The 21,083-nt window shown below is 58.1% G+C and carries 13 protein-coding genes and 1 riboswitch; of the genes, 7 read left to right on the forward strand and 6 right to left on the reverse strand.

Translation table 11 applies throughout. The features are described 5' to 3' along the window. Positions 1–234 precede the first annotated feature (234 nt). The 4 genes from metA to aceK all read left to right on the forward strand — a co-directional run bounded on the left by metA (position 235) and on the right by aceK (position 6,155). Complete coding sequence (metA, locus tag RT657_RS04185) at positions 235–1,164, forward strand: homoserine O-succinyltransferase (protein ID WP_313652712.1); 930 nt, start codon at positions 235–237, stop codon at positions 1,162–1,164. Positions 1,165–1,427: 263 nt separating this feature from the next. Next, the gene (aceB, locus tag RT657_RS04190; RefSeq protein ID WP_313652714.1) at positions 1,428–3,026 is read left to right on the forward strand and encodes a malate synthase A; all 1,599 of its coding nucleotides are present in this window, start codon (positions 1,428–1,430) and stop codon (positions 3,024–3,026) included. Between the two features lie 17 nt (positions 3,027–3,043). Continuing rightward, positions 3,044–4,345, forward strand: a complete 1,302-nt coding sequence (gene aceA / locus RT657_RS04195) for an isocitrate lyase (protein ID WP_313652715.1) — start codon at positions 3,044–3,046, stop codon at positions 4,343–4,345. A gap of 61 nt (positions 4,346–4,406) precedes the next feature. Then, positions 4,407–6,155 (forward strand): bifunctional isocitrate dehydrogenase kinase/phosphatase, encoded by a 1,749-nt coding sequence (gene aceK, locus RT657_RS04200; protein WP_313652716.1) that lies wholly within the window; start codon positions 4,407–4,409, stop codon positions 6,153–6,155. On the opposite strand, the gene iclR is transcribed toward aceK, so the two are convergent. Continuing rightward, complete coding sequence (gene iclR, locus RT657_RS04205; protein WP_313653192.1) at positions 6,130–6,957, reverse strand: glyoxylate bypass operon transcriptional repressor IclR; 828 nt, start codon at positions 6,955–6,957, stop codon at positions 6,130–6,132. The genes aceK and iclR overlap by 26 nt on opposite strands. 190 nt (positions 6,958–7,147) lie before the next feature. Here iclR and metH point away from each other — a divergent pair, with 190 nt between their 5' ends. Further along, complete coding sequence (metH, locus tag RT657_RS04210) at positions 7,148–10,831, forward strand: methionine synthase (RefSeq protein WP_313652717.1); 3,684 nt, start codon at positions 7,148–7,150, stop codon at positions 10,829–10,831. Between the two features lie 506 nt (positions 10,832–11,337). Here metH and RT657_RS04215 read toward each other — a convergent pair. The 5 genes from RT657_RS04215 to pgi form a co-directional block, all read right to left on the reverse strand. Continuing rightward, positions 11,338–13,428: a YjbH domain-containing protein gene (locus RT657_RS04215; protein ID WP_313652719.1), complete on the reverse strand. Its 2,091-nt coding sequence runs from the start codon at positions 13,426–13,428 to the stop codon at positions 11,338–11,340. Beyond that, a complete protein-coding gene (locus RT657_RS04220) occupies positions 13,428–14,171 on the reverse strand; it encodes a capsule biosynthesis GfcC family protein (protein WP_313652720.1) in 744 nt (247 codons plus the stop codon). Before RT657_RS04220 ends, RT657_RS04215 begins: the two co-directional genes overlap by 1 nt. Then, positions 14,168–14,815, reverse strand: a complete 648-nt coding sequence (locus RT657_RS04225) for a YjbF family lipoprotein (RefSeq protein WP_313652721.1) — start codon at positions 14,813–14,815, stop codon at positions 14,168–14,170. The genes RT657_RS04220 and RT657_RS04225 overlap by 4 nt, the downstream gene beginning before the upstream one ends. 187 nt (positions 14,816–15,002) lie before the next feature. After that, complete coding sequence (gene yjbE / locus RT657_RS04230; RefSeq protein ID WP_313652722.1) at positions 15,003–15,260, reverse strand: exopolysaccharide production protein YjbE; 258 nt, start codon at positions 15,258–15,260, stop codon at positions 15,003–15,005. 592 nt (positions 15,261–15,852) lie between these two features. Then, the gene (pgi, locus tag RT657_RS04235) at positions 15,853–17,499 is read right to left on the reverse strand and encodes a glucose-6-phosphate isomerase (RefSeq protein ID WP_313652723.1); all 1,647 of its coding nucleotides are present in this window, start codon (positions 17,497–17,499) and stop codon (positions 15,853–15,855) included. A 392-nt stretch (positions 17,500–17,891) separates the two neighbouring features. Next, positions 17,892–18,084, forward strand: a riboswitch (Lysine riboswitch). A gap of 113 nt (positions 18,085–18,197) precedes the next feature. On the opposite strand from pgi, the gene lysC reads away from it, so the two are divergent. Both lysC and panS read left to right on the forward strand, forming a co-directional pair. Beyond that, positions 18,198–19,550 carry a lysine-sensitive aspartokinase 3 gene (gene lysC / locus RT657_RS04240; RefSeq protein WP_313652724.1) on the forward strand — a complete coding sequence of 451 codons (1,353 nt, stop codon included), beginning with the start codon at positions 18,198–18,200 and terminating at the stop codon, positions 19,548–19,550. Between the two features lie 590 nt (positions 19,551–20,140). After that, entirely contained in the window at positions 20,141–21,064 is a 924-nt protein-coding gene (gene panS / locus RT657_RS04245; RefSeq protein ID WP_313652725.1) for a ketopantoate/pantoate/pantothenate transporter PanS, read from the forward strand. Positions 21,065–21,083: the final 19 nt, after the last annotated feature.

A 21,083-nucleotide genomic window follows, 5' to 3' on the forward strand; every position in this document is an offset into this window, starting at 1 on the left:
AGCGCCGATGGTAGTGTGGGGCCTCCCCATGCGAGAGTAGGGAACTGCCAGGCATTATATAAGTGAAGAAGCCCCGCACGCGAGTGCGGGGCTTTTTTACGTCTGTACTCTGCCAGTTTTTAAGCTGAAACATTTTCATTTTCTGCATCAAACCTCGACAATCACAATCGATCAGGCTAATGTTGGGCATCCAGATGTCTAAACGTTTATATGGTTGAAAGAGGTGCGCAGGCTATGCCAATCAGGATCCCCGACGAATTACCGGCAGTGAATTTTTTACGCGACGAAAACGTCTTTGTGATGACCTCGTCCCGTGCCAGTGTTCAGGAGATCCGCCCGCTTAAAGTGCTGATACTGAATCTGATGCCGAAGAAGATCGAAACGGAGAATCAGTTTCTGCGTCTGCTCTCCAACTCGCCACTCCAGATCGATATTCAGCTGCTGCGTATCGACAGCCGCGAGTCACGCAACACGCCCTCTGAGCACCTCAATAACTTCTACTGCAATTTTGAAGATATCCAGCATGACAACTATGACGGCTTAATCGTTACAGGTGCACCACTCGGACTGGTCGATTTTAATGATGTCGCCTACTGGCCGCAGATCCAGCGCGTGCTGCACTGGGCAAACGAGCATGTTACCTCGACCCTGTTTGTCTGCTGGGCGGTGCAGGCCGCGCTCAATATTCTCTACGGCATCCCTAAGCAAACCCGGCATAACAAACTGTCGGGCGTCTATGAGCATCAGATACTGCATCCCCATGCGTTACTGACGCGGGGATTTGATGATAATTTCCTGGCGCCTCACTCACGTTATGCGGATTTTCCTGCTCAGCTGATCAGGGATTACACCGACCTTGAGCTGTTTGCTGAATCGGAACAGACAGGTGCTTATCTGATGGCGAGCAGGGACAAACGTCTGGTATTTGTTACCGGCCATCCGGAGTATGACGCCCTGACGCTGTCGGGTGAATATTATCGCGACTATGAAGCAGGCGTGAATCCGGAGGTTCCCCATAACTACTTTCCGCAGGATAATCCGGCCCTGCCGCCGCGTGCGACCTGGCGTAGTCATGGCAACCTGCTGTTCTCCAACTGGCTCAACTACTACGTTTATCAGATCACGCCATTCGATCTGCGCCACATGAACCCGACGCTGGAATAGTCCCGACCGGGGATCAACTGAACCGTGTTAGCTGCTGGCTGCACGGTTTTTTTTCGCCCGCACAACAGCAGCTGAAAAGGTTTCCCTTATCTTCTCGGAATTTAATGCCAGTAAATTCATGATGATAAGATTACTTTTATATAAAAATGGAAATAGTTTTTGATTTAAGAAAATAAATGCTTATGCTCTGATCCTGTAGCTCATAAAACCCGCACCCCATGGATCCGCTGCATTCGATCCTTTGAATACAGGAGAGCATCAGCATGACAGACTCAGTGATCAACCATTCCCTGATTTTCAGCCAGCCCTTTAACTACGCCGAACAGCAGGTGTTAACCCCTGAAGCAATCGCCTTCCTTGAGAGGCTGGTCGCGCGCTTTGCCCCGCAGCGCACGGCTCTGTTAGTAGCGCGTCAACAGCGCCAGTTTCGCTACGATCAAGGCTATCTGCCGGACTTTGATATGGAAACAGCTTCCATAAGAGAAAGTGAGTGGCGCATTCAAGCCATTCCGGCAGACTTAGCCGACCGCCGGGTCGAAATTACCGGCCCGCCCGATCGCAAAATGGTGATCAATGCGCTGAATGCTAACGTAAACGTCTTCATGGCTGATTTTGAGGATTCGCTGTCGCCGGAATGGAGAAAACTGATCGAAGGGCAGCTGACCCTGCAGGAGGCGGTGCAGGGCACGCTGAGTTATACCAGCGATAACGGCAAAATTTATCAGTTGGGTGCCAATCCTGCGGTTCTGATGTGCCGGGTTCGCGGCCTGCATCTGTCAGAAAAGCATGTCAGCTGGCAGGGTGAGGCGATTCCGGGCGGGTTGTTCGACTTTGCACTCTACTTTTTCCACAACGTCCGTCCTCTGCTGGCTAAAGGCAGCGGACCCTACTTCTATCTGCCAAAAACCGAAAGCTGGCAGGAGATCGCCTGGTGGCGTGAGATCTTCAGTTTCAGTGAGGATCACTTCGATCTTCCTCGCGGAACGATCAAGGCCACGGTCCTGATCGAAACCTTACCCGCCGTCTTTCAGATGGATGAGATCCTGTGGAATCTGCGCGATCACATCACCGGCCTCAACTGCGGTCGCTGGGATTACATCTTCAGCTACATCAAAACCCTGCAACAGCATGCCGATCGTGTATTGCCCGATCGCCAGTCCGTCACCATGGATCAGCCGTTCCTGAATGCTTATTCGCGGCTGCTGATCAAAACCTGCCATCGGCGGGGCGCGTTTGCGATGGGCGGCATGTCGGCGCTGATCCCCGCGAAAGATCCCTCGCGCAACGCCTGGGTGCTGCAGCGGGTGAGGGAAGATAAGCAGCGGGAAGCCGGCAACGGACATGATGGCACCTGGATTGCACATCCTGGCCTGGCCGATACCGCCATGGCGGTTTTCGATGCTGCGCTGGGCGACCGCTCAAACCAGCTACATGTCCTGCGTGAAGAGGATGCGCCCATTACCGCAGAGCAGTTGCTCGCGCCCTGTCAGGGTGAGCGAACCGAAGCTGGCATGCGCGCCAACATCCGTGTCGCGCTGCACTATCTGGAGGCCTGGATCAGCGGCAATGGCTGCGTGCCGATTGACGGGCTGATGGAAGATGCGGCGACCGCAGAGATTGCGCGCACCTCTATCTGGCAATGGATTCGTCATCAGCAGCACCTCAGTAACGGCCAGCCGGTCACCGCCGAACTGTTTCTGCGCTGGCTGAATGAAGAGCTGCACCTGCTGCAGAACGCACTGGGTGAAACGCACTTCAGCGCCGGTCGCTATAACGATGCGGCGCAGCTGATGGCGCAGATCACCACGGAGCGCGAGCTGGTTTCCTTTCTTACCCTGCCAGGCTATCGCCTGATCCCTTAGACAGAGGAGCTATTGCCATGACACGTACTCAACAGATCGAACAACTCGAACATCTCTGGCAGACCGCACGCTGGCAGGGAATTACCCGTCCTTACAGCGCGGCAGAGGTGGTTAATCTGCGTGGATCGGTTCTGCCCGCCTGTACGCTGGCCACGCGGGGCGCGGAAAAGCTCTGGACGTTGCTGAACGGCGGGGCGAAGAAAGGGTATATCAACAGCCTGGGGGCGCTGACGGGCGGGCAGGCACTGCAACAGGCGAAAGCCGGTATTGAGGCGATCTACCTTTCCGGCTGGCAGGTAGCGGCGGACGCCAACGTGGCGGGGCAGATGTATCCGGATCAGTCGCTCTATCCGGTGAACTCGGTGCCGGAGGTGGTGACGCGCATTAATCAGACCTTCCAGCGCGCCGATCAGATTCAGTGGGCCAGCGGTATTGAAGCCGGTGACAGCCGCCACACTGATTTCTTTTTGCCGATCGTGGCGGACGCGGAAGCGGGATTTGGCGGCGTGCTGAATGCGTTTGAGTTGATGAAGGCGATGATTCAGGCGGGCGCGGCGGCGGTTCACTTCGAAGACCAGCTGGCAGCGGTCAAAAAATGTGGTCACATGGGCGGCAAAGTGCTGGTGCCGACGCAGGAAGCAATTCAGAAACTGGTCGCGGCACGGCTGGCTGCGGATGTGATGGGGGTGCCAACCCTGCTGCTGGCCCGGACCGATGCCGATGCGGCAGATCTGCTGACCGCCGACTGCGATGAGTATGACCGGCCCTTTATCCGCGGCGACCGCACGGCTGAGGGCTTCTTCCGCACCCACGCCGGGATTGAGCAGGCGATCAGCCGCGGACTGGCCTATGCGCCTTACGCTGACATCCTGTGGTGCGAAACCTCCACGCCCGATCTGGCGATGGCGCAGCGCTTTGCCGACGCCATTCATCAACGCTTTCCGGGCAAGCTGCTGGCCTATAACTGTTCGCCTTCGTTCAACTGGAAAAAGAACCTCGACGATCGCACCATCGCGACGTTTCAGCAGTCGCTCAGCGACATGGGCTATCGCTTCCAGTTCATCACGCTGGCGGGCATCCACAGCATGTGGTTCAACATGTTCGATCTGGCTCACGCCTACGCACAGGGTGAAGGCATGCGTCACTACGTTGAGAAGGTTCAGCAGCCGGAGTTCGCCGCCCGCGATCGCGGTTACAGCTTCTCCTCGCATCAACAGGAAGTAGGCACCGGCTATTTCGATCAGGTGACCAACATTATTCAGGGCGGAAAATCGTCGGTGACGGCGCTGACCGGCTCCACCGAAGAGCATCAGTTCTGACCCTTTCCGCTGACTGTTTCCCCGCCCGCCATGCGCGGGCGGGCACTGACCGGAGCCGATTATGCCGCCACGCGAATCGCTGATCGCCCACACCATTCTGCAGGGATTTGATGCGCAGTACGGCCGCTTCCTCGACATTACGGCTGGCGCGCAGCAGCGCTTTGAACAGGCGGAGTGGCAGGCGGTACAGCATGCCATGAAAGCCCGTATTCATCTTTATGATCACCATGTCAGCCTGGTCGCTGACCAGCTGCGGGTGCTGAACGGCGCGGCAGACTGGGATGCAACGTTCTGGCTGCGGGTCAAGGATCACTATCAGAGCCTGCTGCCCGGCTATCCCCGGCATGAAATTGCCGAAAGCTTTTTCAATTCCGTCTACTGCCGGTTACATGGCCATGCCGATCTGCAGCCAGACCGGCTGTTTATCTTTACTTCTCAATCCGGGAGCGCACCTGCCACGCCCTTGCGTCCGCTGTCGCGCAGCTATCAGCCGCAGCGGGGCTGGCTGGCGCTGGTGGATCAGGTGCTGGATGACCTGCCTTTAACCCTGCCGTGGCAGCATCGTGCGCGCGATGTCGGCTGGATTGTCCGCCACCTGCAGGCGCACTTTCCCCGGCTGAACCAGGGCTGGCTTGAGGTCAACAGCGAGCTTTTCTACCGCAACAAAACCGCCTGGCTGGTGGCGCGTCTGCATCTGCCTGGGGGGATCTTTCCCTGCCTGCTGCCTATCCAGCGCAGTGACGCGGGCGAACTGTGGATCGACACCTGTCTGACCGATGTAGACGACGCCAGCATCGTTTTCGGTTTTGCCCGTGCCTATTTCATGGTGTTTGCCCCGGTGCCTGCGGCGCTGGTCGCCTGGCTGCAGCCGATTCTGCCTGGCAAGACGCTGGCGGAGCGCTATATGGCGATCGGCTGTCAGAAGCACGGTAAAACCGAATGTTATCGCGAATATCTTCAGGCGCTGGCTGAGAACAGGGCGGCGTTTGAGATTGCGCCCGGCGTGCGTGGCATGGTGATGCTGGTCTTTACGCTGCCAGGCTTTGACTGGGTGTTTAAAGTCATCCGGGATCGCTTTGCACCGCAAAAAGAGGTGACGGAAGCGCAGGTCCGCGCCTGCTATCAGCAGGTTAAAGAGCACGACCGCGTGGGACGAATGGCGGATACCCAGGCGTTCGAACAGTTTGCGCTGCCGCTGGCGCGCCTTTCACCAGCACTGCTGGCGGAACTGTACGCCTGCGTGGCGGAGAAACTGCATGTCGAAGGGGATCGCCTGATCGTTCGTCATCTGTGGCTGGAGCGACGTATGCAACCGCTTAATCTCTATCTGGCGCAGGCCAGCGCCGCCGAGCGTGAGCACGCCATTGATGAGTATGGCAATGCCATCAAACAGCTGGCGGCGGCCAATATTTTTCCGGGCGACATGCTGTTTAAAAACTTTGGTATTACCCGCCATGGCAGGGTGATTTTCTACGACTACGATGAGATTCGCCCGATGCAGGATCTGAACTTTCGTGAGGTGCCGGCGGCGCGCTATGAGGAGGATGAGCTCAGCGCCGAGCCGTGGTACAGCGTCGGGCCGGACGATGTCTTTCCGGAAACCTTTCGCTATGCGTTATGCAGTGAAGCCGAAACCGGCGCGTTGCTGCTGACGCTGCACCCGGAGCTATTCGATGCCAGCTGGTGGCGCACACAGCAGCAGCGCATCGCCCGGGGCCATGTGGAAGAGGTGATCGCCTGGCGGCAGACGCAGCGTTTCAGCGTCTGCTACGGCGCTGAAGCGATTAACGACCGCTGTACGCCAGCGTGACCTGACGCGCTTCCCGGATGACCAGCGCCCCCAGTTCGGTAATGCGGTCATCTGTCATGCGGGCAATGGGGCCGGAGATGGAGAGCGCGGCAAACGCCTCGCCATGTTCATCATAGATAGGCGCGGCCACACAGCGCAGCCCCAGCGCATGCTCCTCGTCATCCAGTGAAAAGCCCGCTTTGCGCACCTGCGCCAGATTCTCTTTCAGGCTCTGCGGTGACATCAGGGTTTTCGGCGTGTAGTAGTGCAGGCCTTTCTGATGCAGCAGGGCCGTAACCTGATCCTCGCCCAGATGCGCCAGAAACGCTTTGCCCGCGCCTGACGCGTGCATCGGCAGCTTGCCGCCAATCGGCGCAGACATCCGCATCAGTTGGGTACACTGCACCTGGTCGATAATCACCGCCTGATAATCGCTGAGATCCAGCACCGCCAGATTGACCGTTTCGCCAGACTGCTCCATCAGGCTGCGCAGCACCGGATGCACCAGCGCCAGCAGATTACGGCTCTGCAGGAAACTGCTGCCAACCACAAAGGCGTGCGCGCCCATCGTCCAGAGCCCGAGATCGCCGATCTGGCGGACAAAGCCCTGCTGCTGCATGGTGCTGAGCAGACGATGCGTGGTGGAGTTCGGCAGACCCGCCTGCTGCGCCAGCTCGGTCAGGGCGACGCTGCCATGTGAATCGGCAATCAACTCCAGCAGCGTCAGGCCGCGGGTCAGCGACTGCACCTGTCCCCCCGCAGACGCGGCGGCAGGTGAGCTTCGGGGTTTCTTGCCACGCTTAACAGGAACCGGCGTTGCCATCATGTTTCTCCTTTTGCATTGTGGAAATCATTTTCGTTTTAATCAGGCTGTTTGCAAACGCTGGTTTTCTGGTCAGACCTGTAGAGTCGTTTTGAAAATGTCTCATCTGTGCTCACTTTGTCGCCTGACCAGCTTGTGCCAGAATGCAAACTGGGGTTTTCGCCAGCAGACTGACGGGGATGGGGCAACAGTGAGCAGAAAAATCGACGCGTTACATCAGCAGCTCGCACAACGCATTATGGTGCTGGATGGCGGCATGGGCACCATGATCCAGCGCTACGGGCTGGAAGAAAAGGCGTTTCGCGGCAGCCGATTTGCTGACTGGCCTTGTGATCTGAAAGGTAATAACGATCTGCTGGTGCTGAGTCAGCCACAGGTGATCCGCGAGATCCATGACGCCTACCTGGCTGCGGGTGCGGATATTCTCGAAACCAACACCTTTAACGCCACGTCGATCGCGATGGCGGATTACCAGATGGAGAGCCTGGCGGCGGAGATCAATCTTGAAGCCGCCCGGCTGGCGCGCGCCTGCGCCGATGCGTGGACGGCAAAAACACCAGATCGTCCGCGCTATGTGGCGGGGGTACTCGGTCCGACCAACCGCACCTGCTCGATCTCGCCTGACGTTAACGATCCCGCTTTCCGCAATATTACCTTCACACAGCTGGTGGCGGCCTATCGCGAATCAACCCGCGCGCTGGTGGCGGGTGGGGCGGACATCATCATGATTGAAACCATCTTCGATACGCTGAATGCCAAAGCGGCGGTCTATGCGGTACAGACGGAGATGGAGGCGCTGGGGGTCGTACTGCCGCTGATGATCTCCGGCACTATTACGGACGCCTCCGGCCGCACGCTCTCCGGCCAGACGACCGAAGCCTTTTACAACTCCCTGCGCCACGCGGAACCGCTCTCCTTCGGGCTGAACTGTGCGCTGGGGCCGGATGAGCTGCGCCAGTACGTGGCCGAGCTGTCGCGGGTTGCGGAAGGCTACGTGTCCGCGCATCCCAACGCGGGTCTGCCCAATGCGTTTGGAGAGTACGATCTGGATGCGGCGCGGATGGCCGGGCAGATTGGCGAGTGGGCGAAGGCGGGGTTCCTGAATATTATTGGCGGCTGCTGCGGCACCACGCCGCAGCATATCGCGGCGATGGCCGCAGCGGTTGAAGGGGTCGCACCGCGCCCGCTGCCGACCCTCCCCGTGGCCTGTCGCCTTTCCGGCCTTGAGCCGCTGAACATCACCGCCGAATCGCTGTTTGTGAATGTCGGTGAGCGCACCAACGTCACCGGCTCAGCTAAATTCAGGCGGTTGATTAAAGAGGAGAAATATAGCGAGGCGCTGGAGGTGGCGCTGCAGCAGGTACAGAACGGCGCGCAGATCATCGACATCAACATGGATGAGGGGATGCTCGACGCCGAAGCGGCGATGGTGCGCTTTCTGAATCTGATCGCGGGTGAACCCGACATCGCCCGTGTGCCTGTCATGATCGACTCCTCGAAATGGGCGGTGATTGAAAAAGGGCTGCAGTGCATTCAGGGCAAAGGGATTGTGAACTCGGTGTCGATGAAAGAGGGCGAAGCGGCTTTTATTCACCAGGCGCGTCAGGTGCGGCGTTACGGCGCGGCGATGGTGGTGATGGCGTTTGATGAAGCAGGCCAGGCGGATACCCGTGCCCGCAAAATTGAGATCTGTCGCCGGGCCTACCGGATCCTGACGGAGCAGGTCGGTTTCCCGCCGGAAGATATTATCTTTGACCCCAACATCTTTGCGGTCGCTACCGGCATCGACGAACACAATAACTACGCCGCGGATTTTATCGGCGCCTGTGAAGATATCCGGCGCGAGCTGCCCCATGCGCTGATCTCCGGCGGCGTCTCCAACGTGTCGTTTTCTTTCCGTGGCAACGACCCGGTGCGTGAAGCGATACATGCGGTCTTCCTCTATTACGCCATCCGCAACGGCATGGACATGGGTATCGTCAACGCCGGTCAGCTGGCCATCTATGACGATCTGCCAGCGGAACTGCGCGACGCCGTAGAGGATGTAATTCTGAACCGCCGGGATGAGGGCACCGAGCGGCTGCTGGCGCTGGCAGAGAAATACCGTGGCGGCAAAGGCGAGGAGGCGCAGGAGCAGCAGCTGGCGGAGTGGCGCAGCTGGGATGTGGTGAAGCGGCTGGAGTATGCGCTGGTCAAAGGGATCACGACCTTTATCGAACAGGATACCGAAGAGGCGCGCCAGCAGATGCCGCGTCCGATTGAGGTCATCGAAGGTCCCCTGATGGCGGGCATGAATGTGGTGGGCGATCTGTTCGGCGAAGGCAAAATGTTTCTGCCGCAGGTCGTGAAGTCAGCGCGCGTAATGAAGCAGGCGGTGGCGTATCTGGAACCCTTTATTGAAGCCAGCAAAGAGGCGGGGCGCAGCAACGGCAAAATCGTGCTGGCCACGGTGAAAGGCGATGTGCATGACATCGGCAAGAATATTGTCGGCGTGGTACTGCAGTGCAATAACTACGAGATTGTGGATCTCGGCGTGATGGTGCCGGGCGAGAAAATCCTCAAAACCGCGCGGGAAGTGAATGCCGATATTATCGGCTTGTCGGGCCTGATCACGCCGTCGCTGGATGAGATGGTCAGCATGGCGAAAGAGATGGAGCGGCAGGGCTTTACGCTGCCTTTGCTGATTGGCGGCGCGACCACCTCTAAGGCGCACACCGCCGTCAAAATTGAGCAGCACTACAGCGGCCCGACCGTCTACGTGCAGAACGCCTCACGCACCGTGGGCGTGGTGTCGTCGCTGCTCTCCCCGACCTTAAGAGAGGAATTCATCGCGCGGACCCGCAGGGAGTACGAGACCGTGCGCATCCAGCACGCGCGTAAGAAGCCCCGCACGCCGCCGATCCCGCTGCAGGCGGCGCGCGATAACGCCACCGTCATTGACTGGCAGCGCTATACGCCGCCGGTGCCGCATCGGCCTGGCGTCAGTCAGGTGGAAGTGAGCATTGAGACGCTGCGCAACTACATCGACTGGACGCCCTTCTTTATGACCTGGTCGCTGGCCGGCAAGTATCCCCGCATCCTGGAGGATGAGGTGGTGGGCGAAGAAGCACAGCGTCTGTTTGCCGATGCCTGTGCGATGCTCGACAGGCTGAGCGAACACTCCCTGCTTACGCCGCGGGGCGTGGTCGGGATTTTCCCGGCGAACCGGGTCGGCGATGATATCCATATTTACCGGGATGAACGGCGCGAGGAGATTTTGTGTGTAAGTCATCACTTACGTCAACAGACGGAGAAAACGGAGTTCGCGAACTACTGCCTGGCCGATTTTGTGGCCCCGAAATCCTCAGGAAAGGCGGATTATTTGGGGGCGTTCGCGGTGACGGGCGGGCTGGAAGAGGATGCGCTGGCGGAGGCTTATGATCGCCAGCATGATGATTACAACAAGATCATGGTCAAGGCGCTGGCGGACCGTCTGGCCGAAGCCTTTGCCGAATATCTGCATGAGCGGGTGCGAAAAGTGATCTGGGGCTTTGCGCCAAACGAAAATCTCAGCAACGAAGCGCTGATCCGCGAAAATTATCAGGGAATACGTCCGGCACCCGGCTATCCGGCCTGTCCGGAGCACACCGAAAAAGCCGCCATCTGGCGTCTGCTGGCGGTGGAGCAGCAGACCGGCATGAAACTCACTGAATCCTATGCGATGTGGCCCGGCGCGTCCGTATCAGGCTGGTATTTCAGTCACCCCGAGAGTCGCTATTTCGCTGTCGCGCAGATCCAGCGTGACCAGGTGGAGGATTATGCGGCACGCAAAGGAATGCCAGTGAGTGAGGTGGAGCGCTGGCTGGCACCCCATCTCGGCTACGATGCGGACTAAAAAAACAGCCGGGAGGCCGCCTGAAGAGGGATAAGCTGCACCGGACTGGTCAGCTGTAATATCGAGCCAGCACAGGAAACACGGTCAGATCGTCAAGGCGCTAAAGCCAGTTCCTGGCCGCCCGGCCCGCGCGATGACGCACCTCATCCCTGAGGTGCGTCCTGACCGGGCCAACGCTTTGCGTTGTTCAAACAACGCTCCCGGCGTTTTTTTCCAGGCGGCGGGACGCTTTCCTCTTCTGACCGTGTTCCCTGCACATCAGGCCCCTTCATCGCTGAGAGTCACTCCGGCCGGGCCTCTCAGCCAGCTCATGCATACCGGTGGCTTCCTGAAAAGCGTGCCGACGTTAAAGCGATGGGAGCATACGCCTGGAGTAAAGCATCGCGGGCCGTGGATGGCCCACGTTGAGCTGCCATGGATGGCATCTTTGCGTCTTTACGTAGGGCGTATGCTCCCTGAGCCTGCTTTCTGTTAACCGCATGAAGCGGCCCGAAAGCCGCCCCGGCTTAGTTAAAGCGCGCGTCGCGATCGGCGGTCAGATCATAGAGCTGGTACTTACGACCCAGCATCTGACCGCCATCACGCGTCAGCGGCACCCAGTTCACCTGCGCACGGCCACGGGTCGGCGTCACGGTGAAGAGGTCCATCGGGATGGAGATATAGAAGCCTTTGGTGAAGTCGCCTTCACCATACTCTTCAGACGACACATTGGTTTTGGTGGCATACACCCCGACCATCACGCCGCTGTCGAATCGCTTCGACACATCGACCGTCACGCCTTTATCTTTCGCCAGATACTGACCCACGCTGGTCTTCACCAGTACATCCTGCATGAACCACGGACGCCAGTAAGCGGTCAGGTTGCCGGTGGCCGCTTTGTAGCGGTTAAACTGCATCATGTTGTCCCAGTCACGCTGACGGACGTAGTTGGCATCCACGCCCACCGCCCAGTTTGCATCAACCGGACGGTAGAGCAGCTCGCCGCCCACGCCGCCGTACATTGTCTCCAGATAGCCGCCGTAGACCTGACCATAGAAGCCGTTACCAAGGTGGCCCATATAGTTTGCCTGCAGATCGTTGACGTAGACGTTGTTCTCCACATAGTCGCGGATGTGGGTACGCACGCGAGGCAGGGTGGAGTCCGCCGGCGCGCCGTTGTAGTTGAACCTGTCATAGTTGTTGGCGAGGTTGCCAAACAGGCTACCGCCCACCAGCAGGTGATCCGTCAGCCAGTAATCGACGTTGCCCATGACGCCGACCTGATACATGTAGAAGCTTTCCGGTCCGCCCACCGACTGATTCAGCACCGGCGACAGGCTGTAGTTCAGGCGATCTTTGCGGATAAACATCCCCTGTTCCGTATTGCCCGGATCGACCGGCTCTTTGCGAACCTGCTGCAGCGGCTGCTCATGACCCAGCGGATAACCTTCCAGCTCTTTACGCAGGCTGGCGACCTGCGTTTCCGTGGTCACCTGCGGCATGTTAAAGCGCGACTCGGTGACATTGATGGTGTCGATGCCATCAGGCAGGTGGTTCATGATGATGCGGTTAGCGCGATCGACGCCTTCGCGGGTATCACGATATTTCGTCTGTTCGCCTGACACATAGAGCGTGTGGCCCTGGGTCTGAATGCGTGGGCCATCCAGCCCGGCATTCTCTTTCAGCGCGACCAGCTGATCGCCCACCACCGTCGTCTCCAGCAGAGCCGGTTGCGGCTGCGGCTGATAGGCAGGTTTCGCGCTGTCGATATGTGCCTGGCGCAGATCGTTAAAGTTCGTGCGGAAGGTCACACCAAACATAAAGGTGTTGCCGCGTTCGTAGCTGGCATTGATGTCCGCCCAATCGGTTACGCGATAGATCGCTCCGACGTTGAGCTTACTCCGCTGATCCAGCCGGCCCGCAAAGTCATTCTGGTAGTCGTTGCCCTCATACTCCATTTTAAGGCGCAGCGGCTGCCACGGCGTCTGATACTCTACGCCGCCAAAAAAGGCTGTCGGACCGTGAAACATCTGCGAACCATTGATGGAGCCGGCTTCGCCCACCCGTGGCCGCTGGCAGTAGCTGTCGCTGTAGGAGCAGAAGGGGTTTTTCACCGTGCCGCTGTTGCCGAGATAGCCCCAGCCCAGGCCCAGGGTAAAGTCGAACGGTCCCCAGGCTTTGGTCGCCACCAGATATTCGCTGTCGAACAGGCCGGTGCCGCCGAGATCGCGGGTGCCTACCGCCACTTCCGGCAACCAGAACCCTTCCTGCCACAGGCGGAGTTTCAGGTCGAATGCTTTATCTTTATAGCTCTGGGTGCCGCTGAACTCTGACACCGCACTGTACTGGCGGGTCCGCACGTCGGTATACCGCACGGTCGTCTCCAGCCACGGGAAGAGCTGCAGCGAGGCGGAGTAGTAACGGTACTGGTCGTTGTCACGCGCATTGAGGCTGAACTCTCCTTCTCTGGCCATACGTGCTGTCGGCACCTGCATCAGACCCACGCCGCCAAAATCGGATTGTGACGGGCCCACCGGTGCGGGCCAGGTGTCCGCCTGCGCCTGACAGGCCGCCGCCACAGAAACAGCCAACAGGCTGAAGAGATAACGTTTTTTCATCAGTCTGGTATCCGGTGAGTCAGTACGGAGAGGATGCGGTCATTGAGATCGTCGCTGCTGCCTGGCAGGCTCCATGAGGAGAAGCCGAGCCAGATCACGCTGCCGGGTTCCACTTCCGCATGACGATGATTCCAGTAGGCGACGGGCACCTGCTGTGTGGCCCCCGACGGCGCAATCACCGTAACAACATTGCGTTCTGCGCCCGACAGGGCGTCATGACCCTCCAGATAGTCGCGTACCGACTTGCCTGGCTGCCAGCTTACTTTGCCTGCGCCACTGAGTGCGCCGAGCAGCAGCACGGTGTCGGACGGGGCCTGCAGCCAGAGGTCGTAGCTGCCTTCGAGCCGGCGATTGTCTGCCGGATGCAGACGGATCCAGTCCGGATCGAGCGAGGTGAACTGACGCCCGGTGACCCTGATGGCGCTGAGCTGACGGATCACCTCATCGATGGCCGCGGCCCGCTCGCCACTGCTGTCACTGCGCCAGGCACGTAACGCGCCCAGCGTCTGCTGATAGTGCTGCTGGGCGATGGCGGTGGCACCGCGCTCGGCAATAAAGGTGCTGCGCCAGTCCGTATTCGCCTGCAGCGGAGGCAGTGTCACCAGCTGTGAAAGATCGGCGACCTGGCTCAGTTCAGCCTGGCCACCGTTGTGCGGTGCATGGACGGTAACCTGCGCAGCGGCCTGCGCGCCTGCGGTGCTGAACAGGCTCAGCCCGGCCAGCAAGAAAGTGATTTTTTTCATGATTTCGCCGGCTTCAGAATGGTGGTTTCAACAGGGAAGGCGTCTGCCGCCAGCATCTGATGGGCCTGCACCACATCGCCGCTGCTGTTATCGATCCAGAAGGTGTTTTCCCACTCGCGGTGCAGGCTATCGATGCTCACCTGCTCATGCCAGACACGGCAGGGAATACGGTTGCCCGCGACCGTCAGCACCTCGTCGGTGCCGCGCCGGAAGGTTGAACGCACGGTTGCACCGCGAACCTTACTCTGTTCGGTCCACTGCACGATGCGGGTCCAGCCTGCGCCGTTGCTGAGCTGCAGGGCGTTTGCCAGCGGATCCTGTGGCAGATTGCTGACGCTCAGCAGGTTATCGGTCAGGCCCAGGGTTTTCACCAGACGGCCATGCTGTGTTACCAGCATCGCCTGATCCTGCGTCACCCATTTCTGCTGACCCTGTTCGTTGTAACCCAGCACCACAAAAATGCGCGGGCCGTTGTTCAGGCGAGCATAGAGACTGGCATAGGGGAGATGAGTGACCTGTTGATCGGTGACGGTGACGTCGTCCGGACCGTTAACCGCCAGCAGCAACGTCTGTTCAAGACCTTTTTGCGTTTGTGTACAGGCCTGCAGCAGCAGGCAAGCGAGCAGCAGAGGAAGTTGGCGCACTGTGTGTCCCTGATAAGTCATGCCAAAGTAAAAATAACCACACAGACGTGTGGTTATGTTTAAAAGTGCTCTGCCCGTTCGTGCTGATGGCAATACAGGCGACTACGCTGCGCCGCTGAATCACCGATGAGTGTTCAGCCTTGCCCGTGGGTCACCGGACGGCCATCAGACATCTCCCGGGCAGCCATCAACGAGTGGTGCTCGTCGTGGTGGTGGTTGTTGTACCGGTATTCGCGCCGTCACCACCGCCTGAAGCGGCAATGCCGAGCCCGACCAGCGCGCCCAGTGCGCCGATACCCACAGCGGTGGACGTGCCGGACGAGATTGCTCCCGCCTGCGCGCCTGCTGCAGTACCCGCTTCACCCGCTTCCTGCGGCGCAGCATAAGCGCCAGAGGAGACAGCAACGAGGATCAGGGCTGCACCGGCAACCAGAGTTTTTTTCATAACAACGTTTCCTGCATTGAGTGAATGAAGGATTGCTGACCGGCAACACGGATGATGCAGATAATCTGCTCTTACGGATGATGCAGATAATCTGCTCTTCGTGTGACGGACAGGCCCATTGCGGGCGCGTTCATTATAGGGCAACAAAATATCAGAGTTCAGTGCCATAAAAACCAGGGCAAAAAGCGGCACAGCGACATGATTTAATGAGCTGTATTGGCGATAACTGCTCTTTATATGGGAGGGTTTCAGGCGCATACCGGATATTCCGCTGCCTGCGAATAGGTTGCAAAGCGTAATCTTCTTTTTTATTTATATCTGGTACGGAATAAGAATAATCAGAATTTACTCAAAATGGATAAAACTGAATCCGCTTAATAATCAATAGCTAATATGTGAAGTGACGCAATTTCAGGGCCATTTTAAACTGAATAATTGCCTGGTTTATCCCCTCAGGATCAGAATTACCTCAGGCGGTTTTAAGACTTTTCCCGTCTTATTTTTCACCTGGTAAAGAATAACTGGCCCATTACGCGGTAAAAACAGACAAAAAAAGGGCAGCGTCGTCGCTGCCCTGTTTATTTAACGCCGGTTAACGCCAGGACTTATAGCGGTTAATTAAGGCATTGGTGGAGCTGTCGTGCGAGGTAATCTCGTCGTTGTTTTCCAGTTCCGGAAGGATGCGGTTCGCCAGCTGCTTACCTAATTCCACACCCCACTGATCGAAGGTAAAGATATTCAGGATAGCGCCCTGAGTGAAGATTTTATGCTCATACAGGGCAATCAGCGCGCCCAGGCTGTAAGGCGTAATCTCACGCAGCAGAATGGAGTTGGTCGGACGGTTACCTTCAAACACCTTGAACGGCACGATATGGGCCACGGACTCAGCCGACTTACCGGCATCGGTAAACTCTTTCTCGACCACGTCGCGTGACTTACCAAACGCCAGCGCTTCGGTCTGGGCGAAGAAGTTTGAGAGCAGTTTCGGATGGTGATCCGCCAGCGCATTGTGGGTGATAGCCGGCGCAATAAAGTCACATGGAATCAGCTTGGTGCCCTGATGGATCAGCTGATAGAAGGCATGCTGACCATTGGTGCCCGGTTCGCCCCAGATGATAGGGCCGGTCTGGTAATCCACCGGATGACCGTCGCGATCCACATACTTGCCGTTCGACTCCATATTGCCCTGCTGGAAATAGGCAGCAAAGCGATGCATGTACTGGTCGTAAGGCAGAATGGCTTCGGTTTCGGCACCGAAGAAGTTGTTGTACCAGATGCCAATCAGCGCCAGCAGGACCGGCAGGTTCTGTTCCGCCGGGGCAGAGGCGAAGTGCTGGTCCATGGCGTGTGCGCCGCTCAGCAGCTGCTCAAAGTTGTCGAAACCGATGGACAGGATGATCGACAAACCGATGGCTGACCAGAGTGAATAGCGACCGCCCACCCAGTCCCAGAATTCGAACATATTGTTGGTATCGATACCAAATTCACCCACCGCTTTGGCGTTGGTCGACAGTGCCGCGAAGTGTTTTGCAACGTGCTGCTGGTCACTGGCTCTCTTCAGGAACCAGTCGCGCGCGCTGTGGGCGTTAGTCATGGTTTCCTGCGTGGTGAAGGTCTTTGAGGCGACCAGGAACAGCGTGGTTTCCGGGCTGAGATCTTTCAGCGTTTCGGCGATGTGGGTGCCGTCAACGTTGGAGACAAAATGCATATTCAGATGGTTTTTGTACGGGCGCAGCGCTTCCGTCACCATAAACGGACCCAGATCGGAGCCGCCGATACCGATATTCACCACGTCGGTGATTGGCTTACCGGTATAGCCTTTCCATTCGCCGCTGATGATGCGTTCGGAGAAGGCTTTCATCTTCTCCAGCACCGCATTGACCTCTGGCATCACATCCTTGCCATCCACCAGAATCGGCGTGTTGCTCCGGTTGCGCAGGGCGACATGCAGCACCGCGCGATCTTCGGTGCGGTTAATTTTCTCGCCCGAAAACATCGCGTGAATGGCACTGCTCAGATCGGTCTCTCTCGCGAGCGCCTGTAACTTATCGAGGGTTTCCTGGGTGATGCGGTTTTTGGAGAAATCCACCAGCATCTGATCATCAAAGGTGGCAGAGAATTTGGCAAAACGATCGGCATCCTGGGCGAACAGGTCGGCAATTTCCACCGATTTCATCTGCTCAAAATGCTGTTGCAGCGCTTTCCAGGCTGCGGTTTGTGTCGGATTGATATTTTTCATGGCAACACTCTTGTTGATATTAAGAACCGTCATTCCATCGGGGGCAGATCCTGCCCGTTTAGCGTTTCAGTATGACCACAGTTGTAACTGAAAGGGAAAAATTTTGTCAGTGCCCGTCGGGCTGACGCACGGAACACCGGCCGCTTTTCGCCAGCATTGCGTGGCGCGAAGGGGCGTGCGGCACAGCAACACGACGTGGCAAAGTGTGCCGCGAAAGCCGGCACAAAACGTTGTGCGGTATCAGTGATACCTGCATGAGCTGAACCCATTAAGCACTCTAGCCGCTGCGGCGCAGGGCAATTTGTTTTCTGATGCGGCAATCCGGGCCTTACTGGCGTTGACAGCAGGGCCAGAAAAGGCTAGATCTATGCGCCTACTTGCGCACCTGTGCGCAAGCCAGAAGAGGCGCGTCGCCCAGGCAGTGTGTTGGAGGAACCGTATCCGGTGAAAACACATGATGGGGAGCGACGCCGAGGCGGTTCAGCACACGGTGTGTTGTCTGTCGGCTACAGAGGCTGAATCCTCTGGGTTGTCACCAGAAACGTCTGCAGTCGACGTTTCGCAAGGTGGGGCGCTTCTGGGTGACTCGTCTATCCGATCTGGTCTGCCCGTTTCTGCTCTTTCCTTGTGCCTGGCTGAAAGAATGTTTCTCGACCCTTTCTGCGGCGAGAACAAGATAACCTGACACGAGGTCCTACATGTCTCAAACTCTGATAGTGGCAAAATTCGGCGGCACCAGCGTGGCCGATTTTGAAGCGATGAACCGCAGTGCCGATGTCGTCCTGCAGGATGCGAATACGCGTCTGGTCGTGCTTTCTGCCTCAGCGGGCATTACCAATCTGCTGGTGGCGCTGGCAGAAGGCCAGCCGGCTGCCCAGCGTGCGGTGCTGCTTGAGGATATCCGTCGCATTCAGTATGCCATCGTTGACCGTCTGCAGCGTCCGGCTGTGATCCGCGATGAAATCGATCGGATGATCGACAACATCAGCATGCTCTCCGAAGCCGCTTCGCTGGCCAACTCACATGCCCTGACCGATGAACTGGTCAGCCACGGCGAGCTGATGTCTACGCTGCTGTTTGTGGAAATTCTGCGTGAACGCCAGGTGAACGCCGAGTGGTTTGATGTCCGCAAAGTGATGCGTACAGATGACCACTTTGGCCGTGCCGCACCAGATGTCGCCGTGCTGGCGGAGCAGGCGACGGCACAGTTGCAGCCCCGCATCGGCCAGGCGCTGGTGGTGACACAGGGCTTTATTGGCAGCGAAAGTGAAGGGCGCACCACGACCTTAGGACGTGGCGGCAGTGATTACACGGCGGCGCTGCTGGGTGAAGCCCTCAATGCGGCGCGGGTGGATATCTGGACTGACGTACCGGGCATCTATACCACCGATCCCCGCGTGGTGCCGACGGCAAAACGCATCGATGAGATTACGTTCGAAGAAGCGGCCGAAATGGCGACATTCGGTGCAAAAGTGCTGCATCCGGCCACGCTGCTGCCCGCCGTACGTCGCGGCATTCCGGTCTTTGTCGGATCCAGCAAGGACCCGGCAGCAGGCGGCACCCGCGTCTGCAATGAAACCCGTAACCCGCCGCTGTTCCGGGCGCTGGCCCTGCGCCGCAAGCAGACGCTGTTAACGCTGCACAGCCTGAACATGCTGCACACATTTGGGTTCCTCGCTGAGCTTTTCGCGATTCTGGCGCGTCACAACGTCTCTGTTGATCTCATTACCACCTCCGAAGTGAGCGTGGCGCTGACTCTTGATACCACCGGCTCTACCTCGACCAGTGGCAGCCTGCTGACCCAGGCGCTGCTGACGGAACTCTCGTCGCTGTGCCGGGTTGAAGTGGAAGAAGATCTGGCGCTGGTGGCGATTATTGGCAACCAGCTGTCAAAAGCCTGCGGCGTTGGCAAAGAGGTGTTTGGGGTACTTGATCCCTTCAACCTGCGGATGATCTGCTACGGTGCCAGCAGCTACAACCTCTGCTTCCTGGTGCCTGGCAACGATGCGGAAAGCGTGGTGCGGACGTTGCATCATAATCTGTTCGAGTAAGCACGCTGTTCTCAGGCCGCCTTCACGCGGCCTGAGAGCCTGACTGAACGGGCCGCCTCTGGACGGTCGTTTAGCGTTACGCGTCCTGTTCATGCCATCAGATCGTTATTTCAGCCTGTCCCCGTCACAAGGCGACGCGCGCTTTCCTGCTCACCTTCGACCCTCTGCGCTGCGCTGCGCAGGATTGACAATCCCGTCGCTGACCTGACTCATTCAGCGGCAGTGAATGACAGGCAATTCGGGGTTGCTGGGGCAGTGGACGCTTGCGGGCATACTCGTCTGCCCGCAGCCTTTCCGGGCGGTGGATCGATTTCGCGAGTCTGGCATAGGTTCAGCTGCAGATGCTCTGGTTGATGCCGATTGCGGCTGGTGTGATCTGCCACAGTTAACAGGTAAAAGCAGCGTAATTTCGTCGATATTCTGTAGATCGGCAGCAGTCAATCCGCATTTTCCCGCCTTGCTCTATCTTCGCCTTACGTCCCGATCATGAGATGTTATGATTCCGCCCTCGTCACGGCAGTCGTTCCTGCATGACGTATCGCTAAGGCAACGCTGCATAAAACATCACATTCTTATAAGGAAGTCTGGCTATGCTTGCCACCCTGACCCGCCTGTTCCCGCTCTGGGCCGTGTTATTATCTGCCGCTGCGTATTTCTCGCCCGGCACCTTTCTCGGCATCGGACCCTGGGTCACTTATCTGCTGATGCTGATTATGTTCGGCATGGGGGTGACCCTGAATATCGATGATTTCAAACGGGTACTTATCCGGCCTGCGCCGGTCATTGCCGGGACCTTTCTGCACTATCTGGTCATGCCGCTCGCGGCCTGGGGGCTGGCAAAACTGTTCAATATGCCGCCCGATCTGGCCGCCGGCATGATCCTGGTCGGCAGCGTGGCCAGCGGTACCGCCAGCAACGTCATGATCTATCTGGCCAAAGGGGATGTGGCGCTGTCAGTGACTATCTCCTCGGTTTCAGCCCTGGTGGGCGTTTTTGCTACGCCGCTGCTGACCCGCTTCTATGTTGACACCCATATTCAGGTGGATGTGGCAGGTATGCTGCTGAGCATCGTGAAGATCGTCGTGATCCCGATTACCCTGGGACTGATCATTCATCACAGCATGAACAGCGTGGTTCGCCGGGTGGAGCCGTGGCTGCCTGCATTTTCGATGATCTGCATTCTGCTGATCATCAGCGCGGTTGTGGCGGGCAGCCAGGGCTTTATCGGCTCGGTAGGTCTGATGGTGATTGCAGCGGTGATCCTGCATAACGCGATCGGTCTGCTGGGCGGTTACTGGGGCGGTAAGCTGTTTGGCTTTGATGAGTCGACCTGCCGCACCCTGGCGCTGGAAGTGGGCATGCAAAACTCCGGTCTGGCGGCGACGCTGGGCAAACTCTACTTCTCGCCGCTGGCCGCCCTGCCAGGCGCGCTGTTCTCGGTGTGGCATAACCTCTCAGGCTCACTGCTGGCAGGTTACTGGTCAGGAAAAGCGATTAAGAAGAAGGCCCCGTAACCTCGCAGGATAGCGGGAC

Source organism: Pantoea sp. (assembly GCF_032114055.1).
GTDB lineage: Bacteria > Pseudomonadota > Gammaproteobacteria > Enterobacterales > Enterobacteriaceae > Pantoea.

Coding starts and splice junctions, on each gene's coding strand:
- metA (WP_313652712.1), top strand. CDS start 235: ATGCCAATCAGGATCCCCGACGAATTACCGGCAGTGAATTTTTTACGC.
- aceB (WP_313652714.1), top strand. CDS start 1,428: ATGACAGACTCAGTGATCAACCATTCCCTGATTTTCAGCCAGCCCTTT.
- aceA (WP_313652715.1), top strand. CDS start 3,044: ATGACACGTACTCAACAGATCGAACAACTCGAACATCTCTGGCAGACC.
- aceK (WP_313652716.1), top strand. CDS start 4,407: ATGCCGCCACGCGAATCGCTGATCGCCCACACCATTCTGCAGGGATTT.
- iclR (WP_313653192.1), bottom strand. CDS start 6,957: ATGGCAACGCCGGTTCCTGTTAAGCGTGGCAAGAAACCCCGAAGCTCA.
- RT657_RS04215 (WP_313652719.1), bottom strand. CDS start 13,428: ATGAAAAAACGTTATCTCTTCAGCCTGTTGGCTGTTTCTGTGGCGGCG.
- RT657_RS04220 (WP_313652720.1), bottom strand. CDS start 14,171: ATGAAAAAAATCACTTTCTTGCTGGCCGGGCTGAGCCTGTTCAGCACC.
- yjbE (WP_313652722.1), bottom strand. CDS start 15,260: ATGAAAAAAACTCTGGTTGCCGGTGCAGCCCTGATCCTCGTTGCTGTC.
- pgi (WP_313652723.1), bottom strand. CDS start 17,499: ATGAAAAATATCAATCCGACACAAACCGCAGCCTGGAAAGCGCTGCAA.
- lysC (WP_313652724.1), top strand. CDS start 18,198: ATGTCTCAAACTCTGATAGTGGCAAAATTCGGCGGCACCAGCGTGGCC.
- panS (WP_313652725.1), top strand. CDS start 20,141: ATGCTTGCCACCCTGACCCGCCTGTTCCCGCTCTGGGCCGTGTTATTA.